Origin of the sequence: Nocardia sp. NPDC059229, assembly GCF_042754165.1 — a bacterium.
Classification (GTDB): Bacteria; Actinomycetota; Actinomycetes; order Mycobacteriales; family Mycobacteriaceae; genus Nocardia.
Window position 1 is genome coordinate 300,813 of record NZ_JBHZAK010000009.1, and the last position, 26,379, is coordinate 327,191.

Consider the following 26,379-nt stretch of genomic DNA (forward strand, 5'->3'; position numbering starts at 1 on the left):
GGACCTGGTCAGCGCTCCAGGACCGTGATGCACTCGACGTGGTGGGTGCCGGGGAAGGCGTCGAAGACGCGCAGGTCCACCGGCTGGTAGCCGACGGCGCGGTAGAGACCGACGTCCCGGGCGAAAGCGGCGGGGTCGCAACCGATGTGGATGATGCGCCGGGGCGAACGCTCACTCAGCGCATTGATCACGTCCTTGCCGGCGCCCGCGCGCGGCGGGTCGAGCACGACGACATCCGGTGCGGTATCCGGCTGTTCGTGAATCCACCGCTCGACGCGCTCGACGGTCAGGTCCACCCACGGCAGATCCCGCAGCGCGGCACGCCCTTCGGCGACCGCGGTGCGCGCGAACTCGACACCGTGCACCATCCCGGTCACACCGACCTGCTCCGCCAGCCGCGCGGCGAACACGCCCACGCCGCAGTACAGGTCCCAGACCAGCGCCCCGGGCGCGCAGTCCGCCCACTCCGCCACCACATCCGAATAGCACTGCGCCGCACCGTAATGCGGCTGCCAGAACCCGGTCGCCGACAGCTCCCACCGCCGCTCGCCCACGTACTGCACCGCCCGGCCGCTGCCATCCACGACACGCTCGGTCCGAGCACTGTGCGCCGCCGCCCGCCGCGCGGCGGTACTGCGCCGATCGCCCCCGCCGCGCCGACCGGAATCCCCTGCCCCACCGCCTCTTTCACGCCGCCCGCGCGAGCCCGCCTCCGCCCCGGCCGGAGCCAGTTCGACGACATGCCGCACCCCGTCCCCGTCCACGGCCACAACGAGATCCGCCCCGGGCGTCCACACCCGCTCGCCGATCCCCGCCATGGCCCCCGCGACCGGCTGCGGGCACCGCAGATCCGCGATCACCTCGGTGCTGCGATACCGGTGCACCCCGGCCCGCCCCTCCGCGTCCACCACCAGCCGCACGCGGCTCCGCCATCCGGCGGTATACGACCCCGCCGAAGGCTCGCCGCCCTGCGCCGTTTCCCCGGCACCGGGGCGGGCGATGAGCGCACGTGCCGAGGGCGTCGACACCCCGCCGATTCGACCCGGCGGGACGCTCGTGCCCGGGGTCGGGCGCGGGGCCGTCGCGGCGGGCTCGGCGCGACCGCCGAGCAGAGTCGAGCCGAGGTTGGTCGTCACGCTGCCGAGCCGCCCGGGATGGCCGTGCTCCGGGATCGCTGAACCGAGCGAGGTTCCTTGTGCCACACCACCGATCGCCAATCCGGGCGGTGCCGGGATCGGTTCGACGGCAAACTCCGGTTCCCAGTCGGCGAGGCGGCGCAGCTGCTCGGCGACGACCTGGCGTTTGAGTTCGCGCTGAGCAGCGGAGGTGGCGAAGGTGAAGTCGCAGCAGCCCGCGCCGCCCGGGCCGGAGACCGGGCAGGTGGCGGGAATGCGGTCGGGCGAGGCATCGAGGATCTCGATGGCGTCGGCGCGGCAGAAGGAGCCGCCGCGATCCTCGGTGACGAGAGCGCGGACCAGTTCACCGGGCAGGCCGTGGCGGACGAACAGCACGCGGCCCTCGTGACGTGCCACACAGAAGCCGCCGTGGCCGGGCGGGCCCAGGCGGACCTCGAAGACCTCTCCGTACCAATCGGATCCGGCGCTCATGCCTCGTCTCCGAATCCGCGACGCACCGAACCGGGGGCATTGACCACCCGGCCGGGACGGGCCCGGCCCGCCGAGGAGGACAGCTGCCAGGGCACGCTCGTCACCATGACGCCGGGCTCGAACAGCAGCCGGCCCTTCAGCCGCAGCGCACTCTGGTTGTGCAGCAACTGCTCCCACCAGCGGCCGACCACGTATTCGGGAATGAACACGGTCACCACGTCGCGCGGTGAGTCCTTGCGCACCCGCTTCACGTAATCCACCACCGGCTTGGTGATCTCACGGTACGGGGACTCGATCACCTTGAGCGGCACCACGATATCGCTGTGCTCCCACTCCCGTACCAGCGCCCGGGTATCGGGCTCGTCGACGTTCACCGTGATGGCCTCGAGCGTGTCGGGCCGGGTGGCGCGGGCGTAGGCCAGCGCGCGCTTGGTGGGCAGGTGCAGCTTGGACACCAGCACGATGGAGTGCGTGCGACTGGGCAGCACGCCGTCCCACTCGGACTCGTCCAGCTCCCGCGACACCGTGTCGTAGTGGCGGCGAATGAGTTTCATCAGGCCGAAGATGGCCGCCATGGTGACGATGGCGATCCACGCGCCCGCCAGGAACTTGGTGACCAGCACGATCAGCAGCACGGTCGCGGTCATGGTGAGACCGATCGCGTTGATCACCCGCGACCGCTTCATCCGCGCCCGCACCGCCGGATCGGTCTCGGTGCGCAGCAGTCGCGTCCAGTGCCGCAGCATGCCGGTCTGACTCAGTACGAACGACACGAACACGCCCACGATGTAGAGCTGGATCAGGCGCGTCACCTCGGCGCCGAACAGCACCACGAAGGCGATGGCCGCCCCCGCCAGGAACAGGATGCCGTTGCTGAACGCCAGCCGATCACCGCGGGTGTGCAGCTGCCGCGGCAGGAAACGGTCCTGCGCCAGAATCGAACCCAGCACCGGGAAGCCGTTGAAGGCGGTATTGGCCGCCAGCACCAGGATCAGCGCGGTGACGATGGTGATGAAGTAGAAGCCGGGCTGGAATCCGGAGAACACCGCGCCCGCCAGCTGCGCCACCAGCGTCTTCTGCTCGTATCCGGCGGGTGCGCCGATCAGGTCGTCGGTATTGTGCGCGTACACGATGCCGACCTTCTGAGTGAGCACGATCATACCCATGAACAATGTCACCGCGATGCAGCCGAGCAGCAGCAGGGTGGTCGCGGCATTGCGGGACTTGGGTTTGCGGAACGCGGGCACTCCATTGCTGATCGCCTCGACACCGGTCAGCGCCGCACAACCGGAGGAGAACGCGCGCGCGAGGAGGAACACGAACGCCAGCCCGAACAGATGCTCGTCCTCGGCCTTCAGACCGAAGCCGTACGACTCGGCGTGCACGGTCTGTCCCAGGCCGAGCCGGGTGAAGCCCCAGATGAGCATGATGAACATGCCGATCATGAAGGCGTAGGTCGGAATCGCGAAGGCCGTACCGGATTCCCGCACGCCGCGCAGATTGATTGCGGTGAGGATCACGATCGCCGAGACCGCGAACAACACCTTGTGGGTGGCGACGAACGGCACCGCCGACCCGATATTGGAGGCCGCCGACGAAATCGACACCGCCACCGTGAGCACGTAGTCCACCAGCAGCGCGCTGCCGACAGTCAATCCCGCGGTGGGGCCGAGGTTCTTGGTCGCGACCTCGTAGTCGCCGCCGCCGGAGGGGTAGGCGTGCACGTTCTGGCGGTAGCTGGCAACCACCACGGCCATCACCAGCGCGACCGCCAGACCGAGCCACGGCGCGTAGGCGTAGGCCGACAGTCCGGCCACCGACAGCACCAGGAAGATCTCCTCCGGCGCGTATGCCACCGAGGACAACGCGTCCGAGGCGAACACCGGGAGCGCGATCCGCTTGGGCAGCAGCGTATGCCCGAGAGAATCGCTGCGGAATGGGCGGCCGACCAGCATGCGCTTGGCGGCCGTCGTCAACTTCGACACTCCAGGCAGCATAAGGCAGTGCGCGAGCGACCGTGTTCGGGGCGCGACCTCGCAGTCGTAGGGTGGCGGGTGCGGGTTGTGAGGTTTTCCCGGTTCCGGTTTGAACGCCTTCCGGAGGGGGAAAGTGCCCGCAATGAAACTCGAACGGTACGGTTGCGACCCGAGCAAGCAACCAGACCGCACACCACGGTTTTCGGGAATGGGGTTCGTACGGTGTACGTCGTGATCATGGGGTGTGGGCGGGTCGGCTCCTCGCTCGCTCGCGCTCTCGTCCGCGTCGGCCATGAGGTCGCGGTGATCGATCAGAACTCGAGCGCCTTCCTGCGTCTGGGCCGCGACTTCCCCGGTGCGTGCATCACCGGCGTCGGTTTCGATCGAGATGTCTTGACCCGCGCCGGAATCGAGCGCGCCGGCGCCTTCGCCGCGGTGTCCTCCGGCGACAACTCCAACATCATCTCCGCCCGCGTGGCCCGCGAGACCTTCGGCGTGGAACGCGTGGTGGCCCGCATCTACGACGCCAAGCGTGCCGCCGTGTACGAGCGCCTGGGCATCCCCACCATCGCCACCGTGCCCTGGACCACCGACCGCTTCCTGCGCGCCCTGGTCGCCGACCAGTCGACCACCACCTGGCGCGACCCGACCGGCACCGTCGCGGTCACCGAACTCGTCCTGCACGAGAACTGGTACGGGCGTTCGGTGCATTCGCTCGAGGACGCCATCGGCGCCCGGGTGGCCTTCATCATCCGCTTCGGGCAGGGCGTACTGCCCAATGGCAAGTCCATGCTGCAGGCCGACGACGTGGTCTATGTCGCCGCCACCTCCGGCACCGTCGGCGAGGCCGTCGCACTCGCCGCGAATCCCCCCGCTAGCGAAGACTGATCGTGAAAGAAGCCCGAGCATGAAGGTAGCCATCGCCGGCGCCGGAGCCGTCGGCCGCTCCATCGCCCAGGAACTCCTGCGCGGCGGCCACCAGGTCATGCTGCTGGAACGCCGCCTCGACCACATCGACCCGACCAGCGCGCCCACCGCGGTCTGGACCCACGCCGACGCCTGCGAACTCGAAACCCTCGAGGAGGCCGGGCTGGAAACCTACGACGTGGTCATCGCCGCCACCGGCGACGACAAGGTGAACCTGGTGTTCAGCCTGCTGGCCAAGACCGAGTTCGGCGCGGGGCGTGTGGTGGCCCGCGTCAACGACCCCCGCAACGAGTGGCTGTTCGACTCGTCTTGGGGGGTGGACGTCGCTGTCTCCACCCCGCGCCTGCTCGCCTCACTGGTCGAGGAGGCCGTCTCGGTGGGCGACCTGGTCCGGCTGATGACGCTGCGCCAGGGTCAGGCCAACCTGGTCGAGATCACCCTGCCCACCGACACCCCCTTGGCGGGCAAGGCCGTTCGCACCCTGGCCCTGCCCCGCGACGCCGCGCTGGTCACCATCCTGCGCGGCGGCCGTGTCATCGTCCCGCAGGCCGACGACCCCCTCGAAGGCGAGGACGAGCTGCTGTTCGTCGCCTCCGTCGAAGCCGAGGACGAGCTGCGCAAAGCGCTCGGCGTCAACGGGTTCAACAGCACGGGCAACGCCCCGGCCTGACCGCGCGCCGACCACGGATCCGGACACAACAGTGGGCCGGGCGCACCCCCTGCGCCCGGCCCACTCGCCGTTGTCCACACCGAACCGTCAGGACGCCACCCGCAGTTCGGCGCGCAGCCGGTTCAGCGCGCGATGCTGCATGACGCGGACCACGCCCGGGCTGGTGCCGATGGCCTCGGCGGTCTCCGCCGCCGTCCACCCCAGCACGATTCGCATGACCAGCACCTCACGGTGGGTCGTGGACAGCACCTGCATGAGATCGCGTGCCGCCCGGCGGGTTTCCATCGCCAGCGCCCGCTCTTCGGGTCCCGCCTCGTTCATCGGCGCATCCGGGAACTCCGCGACCGGGTAGGCCGGGTGCAACTGCGCCCGCCGGAACGCGTCGGCCACCTTGTTCGCCGAGATGCCGTAGACGAACGCCAGGAACGACTTGCCCTGATCCCGGTAGCGCGGGATGGCCTGCACCGTCGCCAGGCAGACCTCCTGCGCCACATCGTCCGCGGTCACGTGCAGGTGACCCGCGCCGCCCATGCGCGCCGCGCAGTAGCGGCGCACCAGCGGGTACACGGTCTTGAGAATCTCCGAGACCGCTGCCCGGTCACCGGCGGCGGCCGGGCCGATCAGCTTCTCCAATTCCGCTGCGGCGCGCCGGGACTCCGACGTCGCCACACTGCCTGTTTTGCCTCCCCGCCCCGCCGGGTGCCGGCGCGAGGCTGCAATCTGCATCGCAGTCCCGAGCCCCTCGCCACGGTCCTGCGCTGCCACTGCCTTGCCGTCGGTAACCAACTCCGCGATCCTTTCTCCGAATGAGCTGCTGAGAGCTCCTGAGAAAGATCGTGCTCGCTGGGGGCCCGCCGAAATAGGTACCCCAGGGGTGGGTTGGTCACCCCCTCCCGTCCCCCAATGGCCCCGAAGGTGTTGCGCCCTGGACTTTTAGCGCGATAAGGGCCCGATCGGGCGGTTGTCTAGCCCGCGGATTCCGGGGCTTTGGCGGACGAGGAGGGCAGATGGCCCGCCTTGCGCACCGCCCAGAAGGTCACCAGCGCCGCCACCGCGGTCAGCGGCCAGCCCATGGCGATGCGCGCCACGGCCAGCAGACCGGTGCTGTTGGCGTCGTAGAGGTGGTTCTGCACCAGGTAGCGGGCCACGAACACCACCGCCCACACCGCGGTCGCGATGTCGTAGAGCCGCATGACGCGCTTGTCCGAACGCCACTCGGTGCCGTGCCCGTTGAGCGCACCCCAGATCACGCCCGCCAACGGCCAGCGCACCACCAGCGACATCAGGAACACACCGCCGTAGACCAGGCTGGCGTAGATGCCGAACAGGAAGAAGCCCTTGGCCTCACCCATCCGGTAGGCGATGAACGCGCACACGCCCACCCCGAGGAAGCCCGAGATGGCCGGCTGGATCGGACCGCGACGCACCAGGCGCCACACCAGGATCGCCGCGGCCACGCCCAGCGACGCCCAGATGGCGGCGGTCAGCCCGCGCAGCGAGTTCACCGGCACGAACACCAGCACCGGCAGCGAGGAGTAGATCAGGCCGCTGAGGCCGCCCATCTGCTCGAGCAGCGTCTGTTCGGGTTCCTGCTCGCCCTCGTCCCCGGCCGCGCGCTCGGCGTCGACCAGCGCCTGCATGTCCTCGTCCAGCAGGGCGTGGTCCATGCGCAGTGGCGGTTCGTCGCCCGAGACGGCATTGAGCTGGACCGTGGGCGGATCGAACGGGGCAGGCGCGCCGAAGGACTCGGTGCGATCACGGCCCTGGTCGCCGTTGCTGGTGGGGTTAGGCATGAGTGTCAGGAGTTCCCGCGGAGTTCGTAGTAGGGGTTGTAGATGACCTTGCCGCCGTCGCGTTCGCCGACCCGGCCGCGCACCAGGATACGACGGCCCGGCTCGATTCCCGGGATGCGACGCCGCCCGATGAACACCAGCGCCACACTGTCGGTGCCGTCGAAGAACTCGGCCTCCACCTCCGCGCCCGCCGATTTGGGACAGGCCTCGACACTGCGGAGCCGGCCCAGCATGGTGACTTCCTCACCGCGCCGGCACTCCGATGCCCGGCACGCGCCCGACGCCTCCGACGTCTCGGCGAGCTCCTCGGCATCCAAACGATCCAGGTCCTCTGTCAGGCGCCGGCCGAGCCGCCGGAAATAGCCCGACGGGGTGTCCTTCCCACCCGCGGATGGCATCTCGCACGCTCTCCTGTAGAGCTCGACGGCGTGGGTCTCACGTCGTTCGTTTCCTTCCACGGCGCCCGGCGGTTTGCCACCCGGCCGCCTGTGGCCGTACCTCCGCCACTGTAGATGGGACGGCCTGCACCCGCCACGCACGCCGGTCACCAGTACTCTCGATCGGTGCCCGATCTACCACGTCCGGCGGTCGCCGTCGCCCTGCCCGGAACCGGCTCCGACGCCCATTTCGCCCGCCGCGCCTTCGGATCCGCTTGCGCCGCACTGGATCTGCCGTTCCTGGCGGTCGACCCGGACCCGCGCGGGGTGATCGACAGCTACCGCAGCGCCCTGGACGCCGCCGCGCGCTCGGGCCCCGTGCTGATCGCGGGCATCTCGCTGGGTGCGGCCGTCGCCGTCGACTGGGCGGCGCACCACCCGGACTCGGTGTACGGCGTGGTCGCCGCCCTGCCCGCCTGGACCGGCGCCGACACCACCGGCTGCCCCGCCGCCTTGAGCGCCGCCGCCACCGCCGCCCAGCTGCGCGCCGACGGCCTCGACGCCGTCCTGACCCGCATGCGCGAGTCCAGCCCCGCCTGGCTGGCCGAGGCCCTCACCCGCTCCTGGACCTCCCAGTGGCCCGAGCTGCCCGCCGCCCTGGAAGAGGCCGCCGACTACCGCTGGCCCGAACCCGAGGTCCTGACCGCTGTCACCGCCCCCGTCGAGGTCATCGGCGCGATCGACGACCCCGTCCATCCGTTCGTCGTGGCCGAACGCTGGACCACGCTGCTCCCGCACGCCACGCTGCACTCGATCACCCTCGACGAGCTGGGCGCGGACCCGTCGGTTCTCGGCCTCCGGGGTATCAACGCCTTGCTGCCCCGCCGCATCCCCGCCCCCTGACCGGAATCCGTCCCCGCCACGACGCCCGTCCGTGAGTGCGGTGAGTCGCGCTCACGACAGTCCGATGGCCGCGCTGCACGCCTTCATCGCGCCGATAGCGAAACGGGGCTCCGCCACTGTGGCGGAGCCCCGTTTCGCTTGTCGTGCAGCCGAATCCGGGCAGACCGGTCCGGACCGTCCGGTCAGTTCAGGCCGAGCTGCTGCATGGCCGAGCCCTCCGCGCCGCGACGCGGTTCGGCGGGCGCCTGCTCGGGCTGGAAGGCCGGGCCGCCCTGCATGGCGGCCATCTGGGCCTGCATGGCCTGCTGCTGGGCGGCCAGCTGCTGCTGGTGGGCGGCGGCGAGCTGGTCGGCCAGTTCCTGGGGTAGGACCACCGGCAGCGGTTCACGCACCGGCAGCGGCTCGTCCCCGCGGCGCACCACGGTCTCGCTCATGACCGCGCGAGCCGCGGCCACCAGCGGGGTGTTCTCGTCGGCCGCACCGGTCGGACCGGCCGCGACCAGGCGCACCATCCAGCGGTAGCCGTCCACGCCGATGAAGCGCAGATCCGCGCCCTGGGTCACGGCGTGCAGCTCACGACCCCACGGACCCTGCACCACCGACACCTGCGCGCCGTCCTTGCGCAGCGTCTCGGCCAGATCGGCTGCCACCGAACGCCATTGGCCCGAGGTCTTGGGAGCGGCATAGGCCGCCACCGTGATCCGGCCGTGCTGGGTGGCCAGGTGCACCGCCTGCGGCGCGCCTTCGGGGGTCATCTCGACCTGCAGCTGCCCGCCCGGCGGCACCGGCACGATGACCGAGCCCAGATCCAGGCGCTGCTCGGCGATCGACTCGAGCCGGTCGGCGACGTCCTCGTAGTCGTAGGGACCGGTCTCCGGGCCGCGGGCGGCGGGCTCGTCGAACTCCTCGAATTCGTCTGCCGCGTAGCCGGTCTCGTCGTACTCGTCCGCGTCCTCGTACTCGTCGTACTCGGTGTACTCGTCGTCGTACTGCGACGCGTCGTCTCTGTCGCCGCCCTTGTTCTTCTTGCGTCCGAACACCATCGTCATGCCTCCTTGCCGGTCGCCTGACCCGCCCCACCGGACTGCGCGGACAGGCTGGCGTGCCCACCGCTGGATCCGTATCCTCCTGCGCCGCGCGCGGTGTCGTCGAGTGCCTCGACCTCGACGAAGTCCACCAATTCGACCTTCTGCACCAGCAACTGCGCGATGCGGTCACCCCGCCGGAGCTCGATGGCCGTGCGCGGATCGTGATTGATCAGGCACACCTTGATCTCACCGCGGTAGCCCGCATCGACCGTGCCGGGGGTATTGACAACCGACAGTCCCGCCTTCGCCGCCAGGCCCGACCGCGGATGGATCAGCCCGACCGTGCCGATCGGGAGCGCCACCGCGATGCCGGTGCCGACGAGCACCCGATCCCCCGGTTCGATGATGACGTCCTCGGTGGTGCACAGGTCCACGCCGGCGTCGCCCTCGTGGGCACGCGTCGGTACGGGGATGCCGGGATCGAGCCGCAGCAGGGGAATAGGTGGAATACCGGTCACGTAGGCCGAGCCTACGCGTTCCCCCTCTCGGTCATTGACCTAGTCTGAGGTCGTGTCCGACCAGCCCCCTCAGGTGACCATGGATCCCAAACAGCAGACCGAGCCCCTCTACACCGAGCGCCTCTGGGTGCCGCTGTGGTGGTGGCCCGTCGCGCTCGTCGTGACGGGGCTGCTGGCAGCCGAAATCCACATGGGCGCACCGGGAGTGCGGGCGTGGCTGCCGTATGTGCTGCTGTTCCCGGTGCCCGTGTGGGTGCTGCTGTGGTTCTCCCGCCATCGCGTGGAAGTGGCCCCCGACGACGCCGGTGTCCCCGAACTGCGCACCGATCGCGCGCACCTGCCCGCGACCTTCGTCAAGCGCGCCGCACCGGTGCCGACCAGCGCGAAAAGCGCGGCGCTGGGCCGACAACTCGACCCCGCCGCGTTCGTCCAGCATCGGGCCTGGATCGGGCCCATGGTGTTGCTCGTGCTCGATGATCCGGATGATCCGACGCCGTACTGGCTGGTCAGTACGCGTCATCCGGAACGCATCATCACCGCGCTCGGCCTGAAGAATGCGGCCGAGCAGTCCTGATTCATCGAGGTGCCGCGCCCTGCTGCGAAGAGGTCTTTCCGCCCTGCTTCGCAAAGGGGACTTTCCGCGCAGCCCCGTCCGGTCCGCGCTCGGCGGACCGAGCGCGGGCTGACGGATCGCGCTCCGGGACCGTGCCTTACGCGGCGCAGTCCATGCAGATCAGCTGACCGCCGGACTCGGTGGCCAGTCGGCTGCGGTGGTGCACCAGGAAGCAGCTCGAACATGTGAATTCGTCCGCCTGCTTCGGGATGACCCGGACCGAGAGCACTTCCTCGGAAAGGTCCGCGCCGGGAAGCTCGAACGATTCCGCGGTATCGGATTCGTCGATATCCACGACGGCGGACGCGGCTTCGTTGCGGCGAGCCTTCAGCTCCTCCAGCGAGTCCTCCGAAACGTCGTCGGATTCATTGCGCCGCGGTGCGTCATAGTCGGTTGCCATGTCGTCTTCCCCTCGTCCTTACTCCGTATATCCCGGACCGGCACCCTCCTGACCGGCTCCTGGCAGGAGCCGGATCGGGTGGGATGCCGCCCCGCCCGTGGTGTACGTCACGCGTACACCGGTCACAGATCCGAGCCGGATACTCCTCATCCGCACCGGATCGCGCTCGGTCAACGCAGGACATGCCCTTGTTGTTCCCGAAATCGAACCCCAGTTTCACCCGGGCTGTACGATCTGGGCCGCCAGACAATAGCGGACCCCGGGACAAAAGTCGCAATCAAAACCCCTGCGAGTTGAAACTGAGGGGTAATCGTCACCGACAAGGGAACTCTTCGAGATCTTCCTGGCATCCTCCGAGACCTCCCCGCCACACCCGGCGGCCGACTTGCCGTGGCCGTTCACACGACAATCGCGAGGTTTTCGTAGAGTGTGGGCGTGGTTTCACTGATCACCCAAGGTAACTCGACCGATCCGGACGGACGGTCCTTCATCCGGCGGCGCTGGGAGCCCTGGGCGGCCATGGTGGGCGTCATCGCTCTCATCTGCGTCGGCGTGTGGTTCAAGGCGCTGACCACGAGCGAGGGTGACCAGGGTGCAATGGCCTGCAACTCCCCCAGTCCCGCCTCGAGCACAACCGCGGCCCAGCCCGCCCCCCTCGGCGAACGGGTGGGGGCGTCGCGATTGCGGGATGTGGAGCCCGCGGCCCTCGCCCAGTCGAAGGTGCGCGTATTCAATGCCAACGGCCAGCGCGGCCAGGCCGCACACGTGGCCTCCGAACTGGGTGACCTCGGTTTCGCCAGTGCACCGGACGTGCAGATCGGTAACGATCCGGTGTACGTGAACGGCGACCTCGAATGCACCGGGCAGATCCGTTTCGGCGTGAAGGGCCGGCCCGCGGCGGCGTCGGTTCAGCTGGTGGCGCCGTGCGCCGAGCTCATCGAGGATCAGCGCCAGGACGACACCGTGGACATGGTGCTGGGCTCGCTGTTCCGCGATATCCGGCCCGACACCGATGCCGAGGAGGTGCTGAAGTCGCTGAAGAACCCGACGCCCGGCACCGCGCCGGCCATCGACCCGAAGCTGCTGGAGGCCGCGCGGCACGCGAAGTGCTGAGAATCTCTTTCGCGGGGTGTGTGCTCTGACCGGCAGACCCGGCGCGAAACTCCAACCGGCGCAACCATATATATGAATCCGGATAACACGAATCGCCGCGATCCTTCGATCGCGGCGATTCGTTTTGCCCGGTCCGGACCGGCGGTCAGCCGGGCCCGGTGGTCGTCCAGCCCTCTGTCACGGCACCGGGATAGGGGTGGTGACATCCAGACGCCCGAACAGACCAAACAGTTCGTCAGCGATGCCGGGGGCGGCGGCGGACACCAAATCGCCTGCGGTGCCCGGCGAGTCGGGTCCGGGCGGCAGGATCAGGCGTGCGCCCGCCTCGGTGGCGATGAGCGCGCCCGCCGCCCAGTCCCACAGGTTCAGGCCGTGCTCGTAGTAGGCGTCGGTGCGGCCCTCGGCCACGGCGCACAGGTCCAGCGCCGCCGAGCCGAAGCGGCGAATGTCGCGAATGTGCGGCAGCACCCGCGCCACCAGCTCACCCTGACGGATCCGCCGCTCGGTGGCGTAGGCGAAGCCGGTGGCCACCAGCGCCATGGACACCGTGTCGGCCCGGTTGGCGCGCAAGGCAATCGGCGCACCGCCCGGGGCGGTGCCGTCCACGCTGGAATCGGCGCGGTGCGCGCCCAGCCCGAGCCCGGCGCTGTAGGTGACCGCGTGCGCGACATCGGCGACCGCGCCCGCGACCGGACGGCCGCCGCGCACCGCGCCCACCGACACCGAGTAGGACGGGATGCCGTAGACGAAGTTGACGGTGCCGTCGATGGGATCGACGACCCAGTGCACCAGATCCGGGTCGTCGGCCAGGGTGCCGCCGTCCTCCTCGCCGACCACACGGTCGCCGGGGCGCACTTCGGCGACCAGTTTGCGGACCAGCTGCTCGGTCTCGGTGTCGACGATGGTGACGGGGTCGGTGGGGGTGCTCTTGGACTGCACGGCGTCCTGCTCGTGCGCGCCCGGTCCGAAGACCTGCGGCCGGCGCTCGCGGACGTGTGCGGCGGCGGTCTCGGCCAGATACACCGCGACGCGGCGCAGTTCGGCGATATCGGACGTGTCGGTGGTCGTGGCGGCGGCGGGGACGGTGGAAGTGAAATTCGATTCCGGCACGAGCACCATCGCAGCACAGATCCGGCATCCGGCGCATTAGGCTTGTCGTGCACGACACAAGGCGGAGGTCGATCGAGCGGTCATCGGCCGGTGGCGTCGACTCGCCGGCATCCCAGGAAAAACGAGGAGTGGTCCATGTCCGATCCCGGACGCGCGTTCGGCATCGATATCGGCGGCAGCGGTGTGAAGGGCGCCGAGGTCGATCTCGCGACCGGCGAGCTGGTCTATGAGCGCATCAAGATCGTGACGCCGCATCCGGCCACTCCGAACGCGGTCGCCGAGGCGGTCGCCAAGCTCGTCGCCCAGTCCGGCTGGGAGGGCCCGGTCGGCATCACCATGCCGAGCGTGGTGCTGCACGGGCAGATCCGCACCGCCGCCAATATCGACCCGACCTGGATCGGCATCGACGCCCGGCACCTGTTCTCGCTGGCGCTGGGCGGCCGTGACGTGACCGTCCTCAACGACGCCGACGCGGCGGGCATGGCCGAGGACCGGTACGGCGCGGCAAAGGATCTCGACGGGTTGGTAATGCTGCTCACCTTCGGCACCGGCATCGGATCGGCCGTGATGTACAACGGCGTGCTCGTGCCCAACAGCGAGTTCGGGCACATGGAGGTCGACGGCCGCGAGGCCGAGCACCGGGCCGCCGCCTCGGTCAAGGATCGGGTCGGCATGTCCTACCCGGAGTGGGCGCGGGAGGTCAGCAAGGTGCTGGTCACCTTGGAGAACCTGTTCTGGCCGAATGTGTTCGTCGCGGGCGGCGGCATCAGCCGCGACTACCAGGAGTGGATTCCGTTGCTCACCAACAGAACCCCCGTGGTACCTGCCGCGCTGCGCAACACCGCGGGCATCGTCGGAGCAGCCATGGCGGTGTCAGCCGGGATCGCACCGTAAGTAAGCTGGTTCGATCGTTACAATGGAACACATGCCCGGCGGTAGGCCGGAAACCGACACCGGCACGAGAGCCGGTTTACCCCCCGACAGAACCGCTCCGCCGGATCACCACTCTGGCGTGACGCCGCACGAGACCGTCACGAAAGGGCGTACGTGGTAGCCACGAATACCCGAGAGACCGCCGAATCGGCCGAGGCCGCCGACTCAGCAGACACCACCGCAGCACGGCCGGTCAAGAAGGCTGCCGCGAAGAAGGCCCCGGCCAAGAAGGTCGCGGCGAAGAAGACCGCGGCCAAGAAGACCGCGGCCAAGAAGGCGACCAAGGCCACCGCCAAGAAGACGGCGGCGAAGAAGGCCTCGCCGAAGAAGGCCGCGGAGCCCGGCGCCGAAGGCGCTGAGGGCGACGAGGTCATCGACGACGACTCGCTGGAGCTCGACGACGACCTGGGTGACATCGAGATCGACGAGGACGACCTCGACGAGGAAGACCTGGTCGAGGTCGAAGAGGACGAGGAAGAGGCCGGCCCGGCCGCTCCCGCCGCCGAAGGTGAGGAGGCCGAAGAGGCCGAAGAGCCGTCGGAGAAGGACAAGGCCTCCGGAGACTTCGTCTGGGACGAAGAGGAATCCGAGGCGCTGCGCCAGGCCCGCAAGGATGCCGAGCTCACCGCCTCCGCCGACTCGGTCCGCGCCTACCTCAAGCAGATCGGTAAGGTCGCGCTGCTCAACGCCGAGGAGGAGGTCGAGCTCGCCAAGCGCATCGAGGCCGGCCTCTACGCCACGGAGAAGATGCGCGAGTTCGCCGAGAAGGGCGAGAAGCTGCCGGTGCAGTCGCGGCGCGACTTCCAGTGGATCATGCGCGACGGCAACCGCGCCAAGAACCACCTGCTGGAAGCCAACCTGCGACTGGTCGTGTCGCTCGCCAAGCGCTACACCGGCCGCGGCATGGCGTTCCTGGACCTGATCCAGGAGGGCAACCTCGGTCTGATCCGCGCGGTCGAGAAGTTCGACTACACCAAGGGTTACAAGTTCTCGACCTACGCGACGTGGTGGATCCGCCAGGCCATCACCCGCGCCATGGCCGACCAGGCCCGCACCATCCGCATCCCCGTGCACATGGTCGAGGTCATCAACAAGCTCGGCCGCATCCAGCGCGAACTCCTCCAGGACCTGGGCCGCGAGCCCACCCCCGAAGAGCTCGCCAAGGAAATGGACATCACGCCCGAGAAGGTGCTGGAAATCCAGCAGTACGCGCGCGAGCCCATCTCCCTGGACCAGACCATCGGTGACGAGGGCGACTCCCAACTCGGCGACTTCATCGAAGACTCCGAAGCCGTAGTCGCCGTCGACGCGGTCTCCTTCACCCTCCTCCAGGACCAGTTGCAGTCGGTCCTCGAGACCTTGTCGGAGCGCGAAGCGGGCGTCGTACGCCTCCGCTTCGGCCTTACGGATGGCCAGCCCCGCACCCTGGACGAAATCGGCCAGGTCTACGGCGTCACCCGCGAACGCATCCGCCAGATCGAGTCCAAGACCATGAGCAAGCTCCGCCACCCGAGCCGCTCCCAGGTCCTGCGCGACTACCTGGACTAGGCGTCACCCGAGATTGGGCCCCTGAGCTGCGGCTTTGGGGCCCAATCTCTGTTTCCTGGACGAGCACGGAGCTCCCGGTCAAGGTAACGACATCGCGATCGACCGCACGATTGATCTCGCCATGCTGTTGCCCTCATGGGAGCTAGCGACCACATCGAGCCCCCGGGTCACCGGCACAGCGAAGTAAGGCGATCGGGGGGTCTGGGGGCGATCCGAATTTCGATGGCCTCGCTTGCGAGGCCATCGTTTCGGGTCAGAACCGGTAGCGCAGGATGCGGGCGCCCTGGCGGGATAGGGCGGTGCTGTGGGACATGGCGCGGGTGAGGGCGCGGAGGGGTTGTGGCCAGTCGGCGATCTGCGGTGCGCGGGTGAGGAAGTCCTCGTCGATGAGGGTGAGACCGGTGTTCCAGGTTTCGGGTATGTGTGGATCGTCGAACCCGGCGGCGGCCTTGATGCCGAGTGCCTTGATGGTGGGGTGGTATTTCATCGCCCAGGCCGCGAAGCGGGTGTAGCCGTTGAGGGCTATCTCGCCGGTGGTGAAATGTGTTGTGAGAGTGCGGGTCAGGAGCTGGAACGAATCGCCGGGCAGGAAGGGGATCAAGCCTTCGGCGACGATCATGGCCGGTCGGTCGCGCGGTATGCCGGCGAGCCAGTCGGTGTCGGTGATATTGGTGCCGACGAGATGTGAAGGCTCGGGCAGGAATTGCGGACGCAGATCCACGACCTCCGGGAAATCGACGTCATACCAATCGATTCCGGCGGAGGGGCGGCACCGGATCATCCGGGGATCCAACCCGCAGCCCAGGTCGAGCACCACCGCGTTGGAATGCGCGGCGGTGAACGACCGCACAGCGTCGTCCAGTTTCCGGCTGCGAAGCGCTGTTTCGTAGGTCAGGCTGTCCTTGATCTTCAATTTGCTGAAGTCGTAGTCGATCCGGTCCGCGATTTCCGCGGAGCGGGTGTCGCCGAGCATCGGCACGGGCAGTTTGCTGTCGAGGGCCTTGGCCCACAGCGTGATCAGCAGGGTTTCCTCGAGCTGATTCAGATTCAAGCTGATGTTTTGCATGTCTCTCGTTCTTTCCGGGGTTGATCAGAAGGTCGCCACGAAGAACAGCACCGTGGTGGCGAGGGCGGCGGTGAGGCGGCCGAGGTTCGAGGTGTGGAAGCGGCGGATTTGTGTGCGGACGTCGGCCGGGGTGGCTTCGGCGAGTTTCCATTTGGCGACGGCCTTGTAGATCGGCAGGTTGACGATGGCGGTCCAGAGGAAGAAGCCGACTAGGAAGACTTCACCGCCGGTCAGGGCGCATACCTTGGCCACATCCCAGCGCATGACGGTCAGGAAGATGGTCATGAGGCCGACCAGCATGGCCGCGGAGATGATCGCCAGAAAGTCCAGTGTGCGATACCTTCTCGTGTTCCTATCGGTAACCGTACGCACGCCGATTGGCGAGGACGCGTTCTTGGATGTCGGTGGGCCAGCCGTTTTCGAAGCTGCCCTTCACCGGTCGCTTGCCGTCCGGGTAGAGGTCGGCGAGCAGGCAGTTGTAGATGACCTTGCCTGCCATGTAGGTGTGCTTTTCTTCGTCGTCGAGGTAGACGGGCAGGTCGTCGCTGAGCCGGTGCGGGAAATGGAATTCGCCGCGTTCGACGTCGGGATGTGACCGGGTGGCGAAGGCCCACACCACTTCGTTCAGGTTGGTGATGTCGACGTCGTCTTCGACGAGCACGATTTTCGGTGCGTTCACCGACGCCTTACCGGTGAAGGCGACGTCGGCGATCCGTTGCACCAGTTCGGCCGAGGAGATACCCAGGGTTTCGTGCCAGTCCTGGCGCACCGACAGCGTGAGCCAGTGCATGGCGGCCTCGGGGGTGCCAGGCGGAGGTGATCGGCAGCCCGGCCTGGCGCAGCTGGTAGAGCAGTTCCGCGCCGTGCATGGTGGCGGTGCAGGTGTGGTCTTCCTCCACCGGCCGCCCGCGGCGACCACGGGCAGAATCGCGTTGTCGCGGTGCGTGATCGCGGTGACGGTGAACAGGTGTTTGGGCGAGGAAGCGGCGGCGTTGTAGCCCGGGAACTCGTTCATCGGGCCTTCCATGACCGTCTCGTCCAGGCTGATACAGCCCTCGATGACAATCTCGGCGGTCGCTGGGACCATCAGATCCACTGTCTCGGCGGGTACCACCTCGATGCCCTCACCGAAATACGCTCCGCATTGTGGATCATCATGCGGTTGACCGACCAGCTCGTCCACGAACCGTCCGGTGTGCGAGCGATATTCAAGCCCCAGGTCTGGATGTAGCGGCCGCCGTCATTGCCGTGAATCCACGGGGTGGGGAACTTCAGCAGATCGATGTCGTCGCCGAGCATGATGTTCTGCTTGCACGGCGCGTCCGCGCGCGCCACTTCGACCGGCGGCATGCCGGGCTTTTCCCGCGCGGCGACCAGCGCCTCCATCAGCTCCTGACCGGTGGCGTCTGCGGGCAGGCCGAGAGCCAGCGTGATGCGGCCCAGCCGATGTTCGGGCGCGCTCAAGGCGCCGGGTGCGCCGACTACCCGGAACCCGGTGTCCTGATATCCGGTGATATTGGTGAAAAGTGGTGCGGGCACACGTAAGTCGTAGGAGCGCCGGATCACCGCGCCGATCTCGAGGTACCAGTCGACCTCGTGGTCGATGGTCTGGATCTCGCCGATGGTCTCGAGTGCGGTGACGAACTCCCGCAGGCTCTTCAGGTGTTCCATACCAATCTTTCCTGATGCGACAATGTTTCCCGGCTGGGTGTCGTGTCTTCGCCCCAGCGCGGCAGGTCCGGCACGTCGATGCCGAGCAGATCCAGCGCCCGCCCGGCGGTGTGTTCGACGATGTCGTCGACGGATTCGGGCCCGAGGTAGAACGCGGGCACCGGCGGCATGACGATCCCGCCGGATTCGGTGACCGCGGTCATCGCGCGCAGATGCGCCATGGTGAGCGGGTTTTCGCGCACCATGAGCACGAGCCGGCGGCGTTCCTTGAGCGTGACGTCGGCGGCGCGGGTGAGCAGATTGTCGTTGTTCGCATAGGCGATCGCCGACAGTGTCCGCACCGAGCAGGGTGCGACGATCATGCCCGCGGTGCGGAACGATCCGGACGCGATGGCGGCCCCGATCTCCGCCGGACGGTAGGTGACATCGGCCATCGCCGCCAGATCGCCTGCGCTGATGTCGGTTTCGTGCAGGCGGGTCAGCTGTGGGCGGAAGTCACCACCAGGTGGGTCTCCACCTCGGCCTTGCGGGCCAGTTCGAGAATCCGCATGCCGTAAACGATCCCGGTGGCGCCGCCGATGCCGACCACCAGTCGTTGTGGAGTCATGGTCAGGCCCGCAGCAGGTTGGTGGTGAGCGAATTCAGCTCCACGGCGCCGTCCGATCCGACGACGACGGTGCCGCCGATATTCGCGAGCTTCCCGTTGATCACACAGTTGGGTTCGAAGGCGAAGGTCATGCCCTCGGCCAGCGGCAGATCGGTGCCGATGGTCGGCACCTCGGCCAGCAGCCCGTACTCGGCGGCTTCGGGCAGCTCACGCATTCCGCGGCCGAAACCGCACACGGTGCCATAGGGATTCATCCCGTGCACCAGCGGATGGATGTTCCAGCCGCCTGCCGCATCGAGTGGCGCCTTCATGGCGTCGACCACCTGGCCGAATGTGTTGCCCGGCCGCAGCGCGCCCAGCCCGGCCTCGTAGGAGGCGCGCGCCACCTGCGCCGCCGCCTCGATATCGGGATGCACCTCGCCCACCGCGATGGCCACCTGATGCTGGGTTTCGCGCATGCCGAACTGGCAGAACACTTCCGCCAGGATCACATCGCCGTCCTCGATGACGCGCGGGGACTGCGGGCGGTAGGACCAGACCGGCGGCCCCCAGCAGGCGAAGCCGGGCCCGGACTGGATGAGCATGCCGGGTGCGACGGTGCCGAGCCGGAACGATTCGGCCATGCCGGCGGCATACACGTCGGCCTCGGTGACGCCCGCCGCGGTGGCCTTCAGCATGGCGGCCGCCATGGCCTCGCCGATCTCGGCCGAATGCCGCAGTACCGCAAGCTCTTCCGGGGACTGGGTCAGGGTGCGCAGCAGGAACGGGAACCACACCGGTTTGAAGTTCACCTGGGGCAGCTGTTGCTGGACCGCGGTCCACAGCGTGTAGGGCATGATCGGGTTGAAGTGGAACGGCGGGTACGGCTCGAGACCGATCACGCCGACCGCCGACCGTTCCAGCCCATGCTCTTTCAGTACGTCGACCACGCCCTGGGCGTGCTTGGCCACCCGCATGTTCTGCGGCTCGGTCCAGCAGGCGTCGCCGCGGCGGCGGGCCTCGATGTGGTCGGCGATATGCATGGGCGACCACACCAGCGAAATGGGGTCGGCATCGCGGGGAAACACCACAATCGCGCCCGGGCGCTCATTGGTGAAATAGACATCGGGTGAGAACGATGCGGGGCCGCCGTTCTCGTGTTCGCCGTAGATCACCAGTGCGTCGACGCCCTGCTCGTCCATCAGTTCACGGGCCAGTGCCCAGCGTCGATCGCGTTCGCCCAGCGAGTAATTCGGTTGCATGTCAAAGCTCCTGATTTCGTGTGAATCGGCTGCTGGGAACGCTATAGCGGCGCGATCGGAAACGATTCAGTTGACCGACTGGTTCTTGATCTGTCACGTTGGTTAAGTAGGGTCCGTCGAGTGCTATACGGGCGTGCAGAAGAATTGGCGCTGATCGATCGACTACTGGCGGATGCGAGCGCGGGCCGTAGCGGAGCGTTGGTGTTGAGTGGACCCGCCGGTATCGGCAAGACGGCCTTGCTCGACTACGCCGCGGAACAGGCCCGCGGACTGCGGGTCATCCGCGTCGCCGGCATCGAACTCGAGGCCGAGTTACCTTTCGCCGGACTGCATCTGCTGCTCCGCTCGGCCCTCGATCGCCTCGACGCGCTGCCCGAACCACAGGCGGTCGCGCTGCGCGGCGCCTTCGGCCTGGCCGTGGCGCAGTCCGGTGATCGCTTCCTGATCGGTCTGGCCGTGTTGTCCATGCTGGCCGAACTGGCCGACGAGGGCCCGGTGCTGTGCCTCGTCGACGATGCCCAATGGTTGGATCGATCCTCCACCGAGGCACTGACTTTCGCGGCCCGGCGCCTGCACCACGAGGGGGTGCTGCTGCTGTTCGCGGTGCGCGGCGAGGCCCGCGATCCGGCCGGACTCACCGCCCTCGCGACCCGGGAGCTGACCGGACTCGATCCCGCCGCCGCGGCCGCCCTGCTCGACGAGCGGTATCCGGAACTCGTGCCGGCGGTTCGCGCCCGCATGCTGGCCGAAACCGAGGGCAATCCACTGGCCCTGGTCGAATTGCCGTCCGTGCTGAGCACCGAGCAACGTACCGGCCGCGCGCCGACCGGCGCCTACGACCTCGCCGCGCTGCCCGTCTCCGCCCGGGTGCAGACGGCATTCGGCAGGCGCGCCGCGCAATTGGACGAGGCGGCCACCGCCTTGCTGCTGATCGCGGCCGCCGAGGAGACCGGCCGCCTCGAGATCATCCTGGCCGCAGCGGCCGCCCACGACGCCGGACACACCGAACTGGCCGCCGTCGAGGACTCCGGTTTGATTGTGCGCCAAGGAGATCAGATCACCTTCCGCCACCCGCTGGCACGCGCGGCAGTGCTCGGCGCCGCCCCGATGCACCGCCTGCTCGACGCGCATCGCGCGCTGGCCGCGGCACTCACGGCGTGCGGCTGCCCCGCTGCGGCCGATCGCGGGGCCTGGCATCGCGCCGCGGCCGCGACCGGACCCGACGACGACATCGCCACGGCCCTCGAAACCGCGGCACGCCGGGCATCCGACCGAGCCGACCACGCGCTCGCGGCCGCCGCGATGGAACGCGCGGCCACATTGACCGTCGATCCGGCCACCGCGACCCGTCGCCTCACCTGCGCCGCCAAGGCGGCAGCGACGGCCGGCGATCTGCAGCGCACCGCCGTTCTCGTACGCCGCGCGGCGCGCGGAACGGTCGACGAGGCGGACGCACCGCGCCTGGATTATCTGCGCGCCATCGTCGAATCCGAATTCGGTTCCCGGCACCAGGCCGCCCGCATCCTCATCGACGCGGCCCGCCGGGCACCGGACCACCTGGTGGGCGAGATGCTGACCGACGCGATGCGCAATGGCGTACTGGTCGGCAATGCCGAGCTCGCCCAGCATGCCGCGGATCTGATCCAGCAGCGCCGCGGCCCGAGTCCCATGAGCGAGGGCATGATCGGCATGGCCCACATGCTGGGTGGCGACGACGAAGCCGCACTGCGCCGGCTGCACGCCTGCGCGACGTACGCACATTCCCGTTCCGCCGAACTGAGCCCGGACGAGCGCATGAACGCCGCCGCCATGGGCCTGATGGTCGGCCTCGACGACGAGGCACGGGAACTGCTCACGGCCCTGGTCGCCGAGGACCGCGAACAGTCCTCGCTCCGGATGCTGCCGATGCGGCTGCACTATCTCGCCTCCGCCGAATACGCGACCGGCCATCACCGCGACGCCACCGTGCATGCCGAGGAGGCATTGGCACTGGCCGACTCCGTTGGACAGCATCACCAAATGGACGGCCTCCGCAGCATTCTCGCCTGGGGTGCGGCCCAGACCGGCGACGAGCAGCGCTGCCGGGAATTCGCCGAACCGACCCTGGCCGCCGCCCTGGATCGGGGCGAACTCGCCACTGCCCTGCTGGCCACCACCGCGCTCGGGCTGCTCGATCTGGGCGCGGGGCGCTACGACCGGGTACTGGACCGGATCGAATCCGCTGCCCGCGGTCCCATGGGCGGCCACTACATGGCCGTGTTCTTCACGCCCCTGCGCGTCGACGCCGCGTTGCGCACCGGCCAGCCCGGGCGCATCGGCGAGTCGCTCGAACGTCTCCGCCGTTGGGCGGACGCCAGCCGAGCGCCCTGGATCCAAGGCGTCTACACGCGGTGCCTGGCCCAGATGAGTTCCGGCGACGAGGCCGAGGCGCACTTCGCCGCGGCGGTCCGATTGCACGAGAAGGGCAACCGCCCCCTCGAGGCCGCCCGCACCGACCTGCTGTACGGGGAATGGCTACGGCGCGCCCGGCGAAAGACCGAGGCGCGCACGAGTTTACGTGCGGCGCTCGAGACCTTCGAGCGCATCGGCGCAAAGGTCTGGGCGGAGCGGACCCGCGCCGAACTGCGCGCCACCGGCGACACCGGCCGGCAGCCGGCCGGTGCGTCGGTGCTGGATCTGCTCACGCCGCAGGAAATTCAGGTGGTCCGCCTGGCGGCGCGCGGGCTGTCGAACCGCGAGATCGGCGGGCAACTGTTCCTCAGCCCCCGCACCGTCGGCTACCACCTCTACAAGGCCTATCCGAAACTCGGCGTCGCGGTCCGGGCCGAACTATCCGCACTGCTCGATCAGCTGTAGCGGGAGAGACTCCGGTAGGTCGCCAATACATTGAGTCGGTGCAGATTCCGGCACAGCGTGAGCAGTCCCTGGGTGGCGAATTCGACCGGAACAGCGTAATCACTCAGCGCGGCAACAAGACTCGGCGTCAGCGTCTCCGCCCACGGGTTGGTGACCTGCGCCTGGGCCTGTTCCAGGGTCCGTCCCGCGGCGAACGCCGCGGTGACCTCGTCGCGGAGCCGTTCCAGGTATCCGATCAACCAGTCGACGGCCTCGAGCGCATCGCCCATCGGCCCGTGCCCGGGCACCACGATCGCCATGTCCGGCAGTGTTTCCCGCAACTTGCGCAGCGAGGCGAGATAGGGCTCGGGCCCACCCTGCAGCAGCATCGGGGCGATGCCCGCATGACAGACGTAGTTGCCGGTCCACGCGGTGCGGGTATCCGGGACGTACACGACCGTGTCGCCCGGGCCGTTGCCCGGCCCGAACTGCCACAGCTGCACGACGCGCCCGCCCAGATCGATCTCGGCGAAGTCGTCGAACACCACATCCGGTGTGCGCCAACGGGTCACCGCGTCGAACTCCGCCTCCGAGCCGTACATGTTCCCGGTCCGCTGCCGCTTCTCGTTGTCCAGATCGGACATGTTCTCCTTGTTCAGCCGCGACGAGATCACCACCACCTCATCCGGGAACGCGGCATTGCCGAACGTGTGATCACCGTGATAGGTCGTATTCACCAGGTACCGCACCGGCCGATCGGTCAACATGGCCGCCTGCGCCTGAATCTGCGCCGAAATGGCCGGCGTGATACCGGCATCCACGATCAGCGCCGCGTCGCCGCCCACGATGAGGCCGTTGTTGTCCTTCGGCGGCAGCGTCGCCATCAGCGCGAAGACCCCGTCGTCGAATCGATGCGCGCGGTGTTCGAGTCCCACCGGTGACAGGTTCGGTCCCTGATATCCCTCGGGCCGCTCGCTGAGTTCCCGGTCCGGTATCGCCGAGGTGGTGGTCATGTCATTGCCTTTCGTCGAGCACGGTGTACCCACCCGACGCTAGGAACCGACGGCCCGACCGAATCAGTCGATCGACTGGTGTCGATGACCGATCGATTCACCGGGATCGGGGGCGGCACTCGCAGCAGCGGCGGTGCCCAGAATCAACGCTGCACCATGAATATTCGCAGTCGCGGCGAGGACCAGGCCAGCGGCCACGAGCAGAACCGCCACCGGGCGGCGCAGGTCGATGCCACGGGCCGATAGCACGTTCGCCGGCCCCACGAGCAACGCACACCCCACCGCTGCAGGCAACCACGCTCGGTCCCACAGGGTGGCGGACATGGCTGTACTCCAAAATATTACGGAAATCGGCGTCCAGTCCGGCAAGCTCACTTTCCGGCGCCACAGCGACACCGCGAGCCCTCCCGCGAGACCACAATCAGCAATGGAGTTCCCACCTCCCACAGGCTGCCACACATAGGCGATGAACTCGACCACCAGCCCGACCCCGAAGTACTGAACCAGCCAGCGCCACCGCGGAAACACCTGTTCGGCAGCCGTACCCAGCACCACAGAAAGACCAGGTTCAGCAGCGCGCCACCGAGCCCGCCGTCCTGCACGAACAGCGCAGTACCCGAACTGCGAGGGTCAACGTCGCATGCTGGTCCGGCAGCTCCGCTCCGTCACTGCAGTCAGGGCCACTGCTCGGTTCGTCAGCCAATCTTCAGAGCTTCCCGAGCATCCACCGCCGCGATCGTCCGGCACCTCTTGTAGGTGGGCATTCGGCAACCAGGCACAGCTCCGGTACAACAGATCGGACAGCTCAGTCAAAGATATCGGCAGACGGTACGCTCGCCCGTCACCTCGTTTGCGCTGGACCTGCACAGTGCCACACCCCTCCCTAGTGCGCGACTACCTCGACTAGCGATCACCCGAGTTTGGGCCGCTGATGTCGGCAGAACGTGAATACTGACCCCCGCGTGGCATCTGAAAATTGACCCCTTTGGTCGGGACCCTGGCTTCAACCGAGCCAGGAGGACGAAGGGATGCTTGCCGTGGAGGATTGGGCTGAGATTCGTCGTTTGCACCGGTCAGAGGGTGTTCCGATCAAGGCGATCGCCCGGCTGATGGGCGTGTCCCGCAACACCGTGCGGGCCGCGCTGGCCTCGGACAGACCGCCGAAATACGAGCGGCCGGCCAAGGGGTCGATCGTGGACGCGGTCGAGCCGCAGATCCGCGAATTGCTGAAGGTGTATCCGACGATGCCGTCGACGGTGATCGCCGAGCGGATCGGGTGGACCCGCTCGGTGCGGGTGCTCTCGGGCCGGGTCGCGGAGTTGCGGTCGGCGTATCTGCCGCCGGATCCGGCGTCGCGGACCGCCTATGTCGCAGGCGAGATCGCCCAGTGCGATTTCTGGTTCCCGCCGATTGATCTGCCGGTCGGGTTCGGGCAGGTCCGCGGCCCGAAACAGTTGCCGGTCCTGACGATGGTGCTGGGATATTCGCGATGGTTGATGGCGATCCTGATCCCGTCTCGGCATGCCGAAGACTTGTTCGCTGGGTGGTGGACCCATATCCACCGATTAGGTTCGGTGCCAAGGGTTTTGGTCTGGGACGGTGAAGGGGCGATCGGCCGCTGGCGCGGCGGTCGCAGCGAGCTCACCAGAGAGTGCCAGGCATTCCGAGGAACGCTGGGGTCGAAGGTGATCGTCTGCAAGCCCGCTGATCCGGAAGCGAAAGGCATGATCGAGCGAGCCCACGACTATCTGGAACGGTCGTTCCTTCCGGGCCGAACATTCACCAGCCCAACCGATTTCAACAACCAGCTCGGGCAGTGGCTGGAGCTGGTGAACGCCCGGACCCGGCGCGCGCTCGGCTGCGCACCGACCGACCGGATCACCGCGGACCGCCAGGCAATGCTCACGTTGCCGCCGGTCGCGCCGGAGACCGGATGGCGCCGCTCGGCGCGGCTGCCGCGTGATCACTACATTCGCTTGGACTCCAACGACTATTCGGTGCATCCAAGTGCGATCGGGCACCGCATCGAGATCCTCGCCGATCTGAACCGGGTCCGGGTTTTGTCCGGCGGACGCCTGGTCGCCGACCATGAGCGGATCTGGGCCTGGCATCAAACGATCTCCGATGCCGTCCATGTCGAGGCGGCGAAAGTGTTGCGGCGCGGCCGGATCGGTGTCCTGCGGCCAGCGCCGGAACCCGAAGTCGAGCAGCGCTGCTTGACCGACTACGACGCCGCGCTGGGCATCGATATCGAAGGCGGGGTGGCCTGATGGCCGGACGAACCGCAACCGCGGCGAAAACCTCCACCACGACAAGGGATTTCGCTGCCGAGTTGAACTTCCTCACCCGGGCGTTGAAGGCGCCCTCGCTGCGGGAGGCCGCGCAGCGGCTGCCCGAGCGCGCTCGCGCCGAGAACTGGACCCACGAGGA

General features: G+C 68.2%; 27 protein-coding genes and 1 pseudogene. 10 read left to right on the top strand and 18 right to left on the bottom strand.

What is annotated here, in order from left to right:
• Positions 1-8 precede the first annotated feature (8 nt).
• Both ACFXHE_RS22500 and ACFXHE_RS22505 read right to left on the bottom strand, forming a co-directional pair.
• Positions 9-1,607, bottom strand: coding sequence for a class I SAM-dependent RNA methyltransferase (locus tag ACFXHE_RS22500; RefSeq protein WP_379385856.1), 1,599 nt, complete (start codon positions 1,605-1,607; stop codon positions 9-11).
• Positions 1,604-3,592 (bottom strand): APC family permease, encoded by a 1,989-nt coding sequence (locus tag ACFXHE_RS22505; RefSeq protein WP_379385858.1) that lies wholly within the window; start codon positions 3,590-3,592, stop codon positions 1,604-1,606. Before ACFXHE_RS22505 ends, ACFXHE_RS22500 begins: the two co-directional genes overlap by 4 nt.
• A gap of 213 nt (positions 3,593-3,805) precedes the next feature.
• Here ACFXHE_RS22505 and ACFXHE_RS22510 point away from each other — a divergent pair, with 213 nt between their 5' ends.
• Entirely contained in the window at positions 3,806-4,471 is a 666-nt protein-coding gene (locus tag ACFXHE_RS22510) for a potassium channel family protein (protein WP_379385860.1), read from the top strand.
• Positions 4,472-4,490: 19 nt separating this feature from the next.
• Positions 4,491-5,180: a potassium channel family protein gene (locus ACFXHE_RS22515; protein ID WP_379385862.1), complete on the top strand. Its 690-nt coding sequence runs from the start codon at positions 4,491-4,493 to the stop codon at positions 5,178-5,180.
• A gap of 87 nt (positions 5,181-5,267) precedes the next feature.
• On the opposite strand, the gene ACFXHE_RS22520 is transcribed toward ACFXHE_RS22515, so the two are convergent.
• From ACFXHE_RS22520 to ACFXHE_RS22530, 3 genes are all read right to left on the bottom strand, one after another.
• Positions 5,268-5,906: a sigma-70 family RNA polymerase sigma factor gene (locus tag ACFXHE_RS22520; protein WP_379385864.1), complete on the bottom strand. Its 639-nt coding sequence runs from the start codon at positions 5,904-5,906 to the stop codon at positions 5,268-5,270.
• A 239-nt stretch (positions 5,907-6,145) separates the two neighbouring features.
• Positions 6,146-6,820 (bottom strand): DUF3159 domain-containing protein, encoded by a 675-nt coding sequence (locus ACFXHE_RS22525; RefSeq protein WP_379385926.1) that lies wholly within the window; start codon positions 6,818-6,820, stop codon positions 6,146-6,148.
• A gap of 158 nt (positions 6,821-6,978) precedes the next feature.
• A complete protein-coding gene (locus tag ACFXHE_RS22530) occupies positions 6,979-7,371 on the bottom strand; it encodes an OB-fold nucleic acid binding domain-containing protein (protein WP_354836890.1) in 393 nt (130 codons plus the stop codon).
• A gap of 165 nt (positions 7,372-7,536) precedes the next feature.
• On the opposite strand from ACFXHE_RS22530, the gene ACFXHE_RS22535 reads away from it, so the two are divergent.
• A complete protein-coding gene (locus ACFXHE_RS22535; protein ID WP_379385866.1) occupies positions 7,537-8,253 on the top strand; it encodes an alpha/beta fold hydrolase in 717 nt (238 codons plus the stop codon).
• A 182-nt stretch (positions 8,254-8,435) separates the two neighbouring features.
• Here the strand turns inward: ACFXHE_RS22535 and ACFXHE_RS22540 are convergent, their stop codons facing one another.
• On the bottom strand, positions 8,436-9,293 hold the full coding sequence (locus ACFXHE_RS22540; RefSeq protein WP_379385928.1) for a DUF3710 domain-containing protein: 858 nt from the start codon (positions 9,291-9,293) through the stop codon (positions 8,436-8,438).
• 5 nt (positions 9,294-9,298) lie between these two features.
• Positions 9,299-9,799 carry a dUTP diphosphatase gene (gene dut, locus ACFXHE_RS22545; RefSeq protein ID WP_379385868.1) on the bottom strand — a complete coding sequence of 167 codons (501 nt, stop codon included), beginning with the start codon at positions 9,797-9,799 and terminating at the stop codon, positions 9,299-9,301.
• Between the two features lie 79 nt (positions 9,800-9,878).
• On the opposite strand from dut, the gene ACFXHE_RS22550 reads away from it, so the two are divergent.
• Entirely contained in the window at positions 9,879-10,373 is a 495-nt protein-coding gene (locus ACFXHE_RS22550; RefSeq protein WP_379385930.1) for a DUF3093 domain-containing protein, read from the top strand.
• 136 nt (positions 10,374-10,509) lie between these two features.
• Here the strand turns inward: ACFXHE_RS22550 and ACFXHE_RS22555 are convergent, their stop codons facing one another.
• Positions 10,510-10,812 carry a DUF4193 domain-containing protein gene (locus ACFXHE_RS22555; protein WP_364618887.1) on the bottom strand — a complete coding sequence of 101 codons (303 nt, stop codon included), beginning with the start codon at positions 10,810-10,812 and terminating at the stop codon, positions 10,510-10,512.
• A gap of 435 nt (positions 10,813-11,247) precedes the next feature.
• Here ACFXHE_RS22555 and cei point away from each other — a divergent pair, with 435 nt between their 5' ends.
• Complete coding sequence (gene cei, locus ACFXHE_RS22560; RefSeq protein WP_379385870.1) at positions 11,248-11,925, top strand: envelope integrity protein Cei; 678 nt, start codon at positions 11,248-11,250, stop codon at positions 11,923-11,925.
• A 177-nt stretch (positions 11,926-12,102) separates the two neighbouring features.
• Here the strand turns inward: cei and ACFXHE_RS22565 are convergent, their stop codons facing one another.
• Positions 12,103-13,044 carry an inositol monophosphatase family protein gene (locus ACFXHE_RS22565; protein WP_379385872.1) on the bottom strand — a complete coding sequence of 314 codons (942 nt, stop codon included), beginning with the start codon at positions 13,042-13,044 and terminating at the stop codon, positions 12,103-12,105.
• A 126-nt stretch (positions 13,045-13,170) separates the two neighbouring features.
• On the opposite strand from ACFXHE_RS22565, the gene ppgK reads away from it, so the two are divergent.
• Together ppgK and ACFXHE_RS22575 are read left to right on the top strand one after the other, a co-directional pair.
• Complete coding sequence (gene ppgK, locus ACFXHE_RS22570) at positions 13,171-13,929, top strand: polyphosphate--glucose phosphotransferase (RefSeq protein WP_379385874.1); 759 nt, start codon at positions 13,171-13,173, stop codon at positions 13,927-13,929.
• Between the two features lie 153 nt (positions 13,930-14,082).
• Positions 14,083-15,516 (top strand): RNA polymerase sigma factor, encoded by a 1,434-nt coding sequence (locus tag ACFXHE_RS22575; RefSeq protein WP_379385876.1) that lies wholly within the window; start codon positions 14,083-14,085, stop codon positions 15,514-15,516.
• A 253-nt stretch (positions 15,517-15,769) separates the two neighbouring features.
• On the opposite strand, the gene ACFXHE_RS22580 is transcribed toward ACFXHE_RS22575, so the two are convergent.
• The 7 genes from ACFXHE_RS22580 to ACFXHE_RS22610 are packed head-to-tail and all read right to left on the bottom strand — an operon-like array spanning position 15,770 to position 20,101.
• On the bottom strand, positions 15,770-16,582 hold the full coding sequence (locus tag ACFXHE_RS22580) for a class I SAM-dependent methyltransferase (protein WP_379385878.1): 813 nt from the start codon (positions 16,580-16,582) through the stop codon (positions 15,770-15,772).
• A gap of 24 nt (positions 16,583-16,606) precedes the next feature.
• On the bottom strand, positions 16,607-16,954 hold the full coding sequence (locus ACFXHE_RS22585; protein ID WP_379385880.1) for an anthrone oxygenase family protein: 348 nt from the start codon (positions 16,952-16,954) through the stop codon (positions 16,607-16,609).
• Entirely contained in the window at positions 16,935-17,669 is a 735-nt protein-coding gene (locus tag ACFXHE_RS22590) for a UbiD family decarboxylase domain-containing protein (protein ID WP_379385882.1), read from the bottom strand. The genes ACFXHE_RS22585 and ACFXHE_RS22590 overlap by 20 nt, the downstream gene beginning before the upstream one ends.
• The gene (locus ACFXHE_RS22595) at positions 17,669-18,253 is read right to left on the bottom strand and encodes a UbiD family decarboxylase domain-containing protein (RefSeq protein WP_379385884.1); all 585 of its coding nucleotides are present in this window, start codon (positions 18,251-18,253) and stop codon (positions 17,669-17,671) included. The genes ACFXHE_RS22590 and ACFXHE_RS22595 overlap by 1 nt, the downstream gene beginning before the upstream one ends.
• Positions 18,241-18,687: a UbiX family flavin prenyltransferase gene (locus ACFXHE_RS22600; RefSeq protein ID WP_379385886.1), complete on the bottom strand. Its 447-nt coding sequence runs from the start codon at positions 18,685-18,687 to the stop codon at positions 18,241-18,243. Before ACFXHE_RS22600 ends, ACFXHE_RS22595 begins: the two co-directional genes overlap by 13 nt.
• Positions 18,688-18,731: 44 nt before the next feature.
• Positions 18,732-18,860 (bottom strand): flavoprotein, encoded by a 129-nt coding sequence (locus ACFXHE_RS22605; protein WP_379385888.1) that lies wholly within the window; start codon positions 18,858-18,860, stop codon positions 18,732-18,734.
• Positions 18,861-18,862: 2 nt separating this feature from the next.
• Positions 18,863-20,101, bottom strand: a complete 1,239-nt coding sequence (locus tag ACFXHE_RS22610) for a M24 family metallopeptidase (protein ID WP_379385890.1) — start codon at positions 20,099-20,101, stop codon at positions 18,863-18,865.
• 120 nt (positions 20,102-20,221) lie between these two features.
• On the opposite strand from ACFXHE_RS22610, the gene ACFXHE_RS22615 reads away from it, so the two are divergent.
• On the top strand, positions 20,222-22,957 hold the full coding sequence (locus ACFXHE_RS22615; protein WP_379385892.1) for an AAA family ATPase: 2,736 nt from the start codon (positions 20,222-20,224) through the stop codon (positions 22,955-22,957).
• Here ACFXHE_RS22615 and ACFXHE_RS22620 read toward each other — a convergent pair.
• Both ACFXHE_RS22620 and ACFXHE_RS22625 read right to left on the bottom strand, forming a co-directional pair.
• Positions 22,948-23,949, bottom strand: coding sequence for an MBL fold metallo-hydrolase (locus ACFXHE_RS22620; protein ID WP_379385894.1), 1,002 nt, complete (start codon positions 23,947-23,949; stop codon positions 22,948-22,950). The two genes, ACFXHE_RS22615 and ACFXHE_RS22620, sit on opposite strands and share 10 nt — an antisense overlap.
• Positions 23,950-24,012: 63 nt before the next feature.
• A complete protein-coding gene (locus ACFXHE_RS22625; protein ID WP_379385896.1) occupies positions 24,013-24,504 on the bottom strand; it encodes a hypothetical protein in 492 nt (163 codons plus the stop codon).
• Between the two features lie 473 nt (positions 24,505-24,977).
• Between ACFXHE_RS22625 and istA the strand changes: the two genes are divergently transcribed.
• On the top strand, positions 24,978-26,219 hold the full coding sequence (gene istA / locus ACFXHE_RS22630; RefSeq protein WP_379385898.1) for an IS21 family transposase: 1,242 nt from the start codon (positions 24,978-24,980) through the stop codon (positions 26,217-26,219).
• A pseudogene (locus ACFXHE_RS22635) lies at positions 26,219-26,379 on the top strand (IS21-like element ISAau2 family helper ATPase IstB); the annotation flags it as partial. The gene istA and the pseudogene ACFXHE_RS22635, both read left to right, overlap by 1 nt.

Excerpts from the sequence above, each read along its gene's own strand:
- ACFXHE_RS22525 (WP_379385926.1), bottom strand. The coding sequence starts at position 6,820 with ATGCAGGCGCTGGTCGACGCCGAGCGCGCGGCCGGGGACGAGGGCGAG.
- ACFXHE_RS22530 (WP_354836890.1), bottom strand. The coding sequence starts at position 7,371 with ATGCCATCCGCGGGTGGGAAGGACACCCCGTCGGGCTATTTCCGGCGG.
- ACFXHE_RS22555 (WP_364618887.1), bottom strand. The coding sequence starts at position 10,812 with ATGGCAACCGACTATGACGCACCGCGGCGCAATGAATCCGACGACGTT.
- ACFXHE_RS22600 (WP_379385886.1), bottom strand. The coding sequence starts at position 18,687 with ATGGCCGATGTCACCTACCGTCCGGCGGAGATCGGGGCCGCCATCGCG.
- ACFXHE_RS22550 (WP_379385930.1), top strand. The coding sequence starts at position 9,879 with ATGGATCCCAAACAGCAGACCGAGCCCCTCTACACCGAGCGCCTCTGG.
- ppgK (WP_379385874.1), top strand. The coding sequence starts at position 13,171 with ATGTCCGATCCCGGACGCGCGTTCGGCATCGATATCGGCGGCAGCGGT.
- ACFXHE_RS22595 (WP_379385884.1), bottom strand. The coding sequence starts at position 18,253 with ATGGAACACCTGAAGAGCCTGCGGGAGTTCGTCACCGCACTCGAGACC.
- istA (WP_379385898.1), top strand. The coding sequence starts at position 24,978 with ATGCTTGCCGTGGAGGATTGGGCTGAGATTCGTCGTTTGCACCGGTCA.
- ACFXHE_RS22620 (WP_379385894.1), bottom strand. The coding sequence starts at position 23,949 with ATGACCACCACCTCGGCGATACCGGACCGGGAACTCAGCGAGCGGCCC.
- ACFXHE_RS22565 (WP_379385872.1), bottom strand. The coding sequence starts at position 13,044 with ATGGTGCTCGTGCCGGAATCGAATTTCACTTCCACCGTCCCCGCCGCC.
- ACFXHE_RS22580 (WP_379385878.1), bottom strand. The coding sequence starts at position 16,582 with ATGCAAAACATCAGCTTGAATCTGAATCAGCTCGAGGAAACCCTGCTG.
- ACFXHE_RS22605 (WP_379385888.1), bottom strand. The coding sequence starts at position 18,860 with ATGACTCCACAACGACTGGTGGTCGGCATCGGCGGCGCCACCGGGATC.
- ACFXHE_RS22500 (WP_379385856.1), bottom strand. The coding sequence starts at position 1,607 with ATGAGCGCCGGATCCGATTGGTACGGAGAGGTCTTCGAGGTCCGCCTG.
- ACFXHE_RS22515 (WP_379385862.1), top strand. The coding sequence starts at position 4,491 with ATGAAGGTAGCCATCGCCGGCGCCGGAGCCGTCGGCCGCTCCATCGCC.
- ACFXHE_RS22520 (WP_379385864.1), bottom strand. The coding sequence starts at position 5,906 with ATGCAGATTGCAGCCTCGCGCCGGCACCCGGCGGGGCGGGGAGGCAAA.
- ACFXHE_RS22590 (WP_379385882.1), bottom strand. The coding sequence starts at position 17,669 with ATGGTCCCAGCGACCGCCGAGATTGTCATCGAGGGCTGTATCAGCCTG.
- ACFXHE_RS22610 (WP_379385890.1), bottom strand. The coding sequence starts at position 20,101 with ATGCAACCGAATTACTCGCTGGGCGAACGCGATCGACGCTGGGCACTG.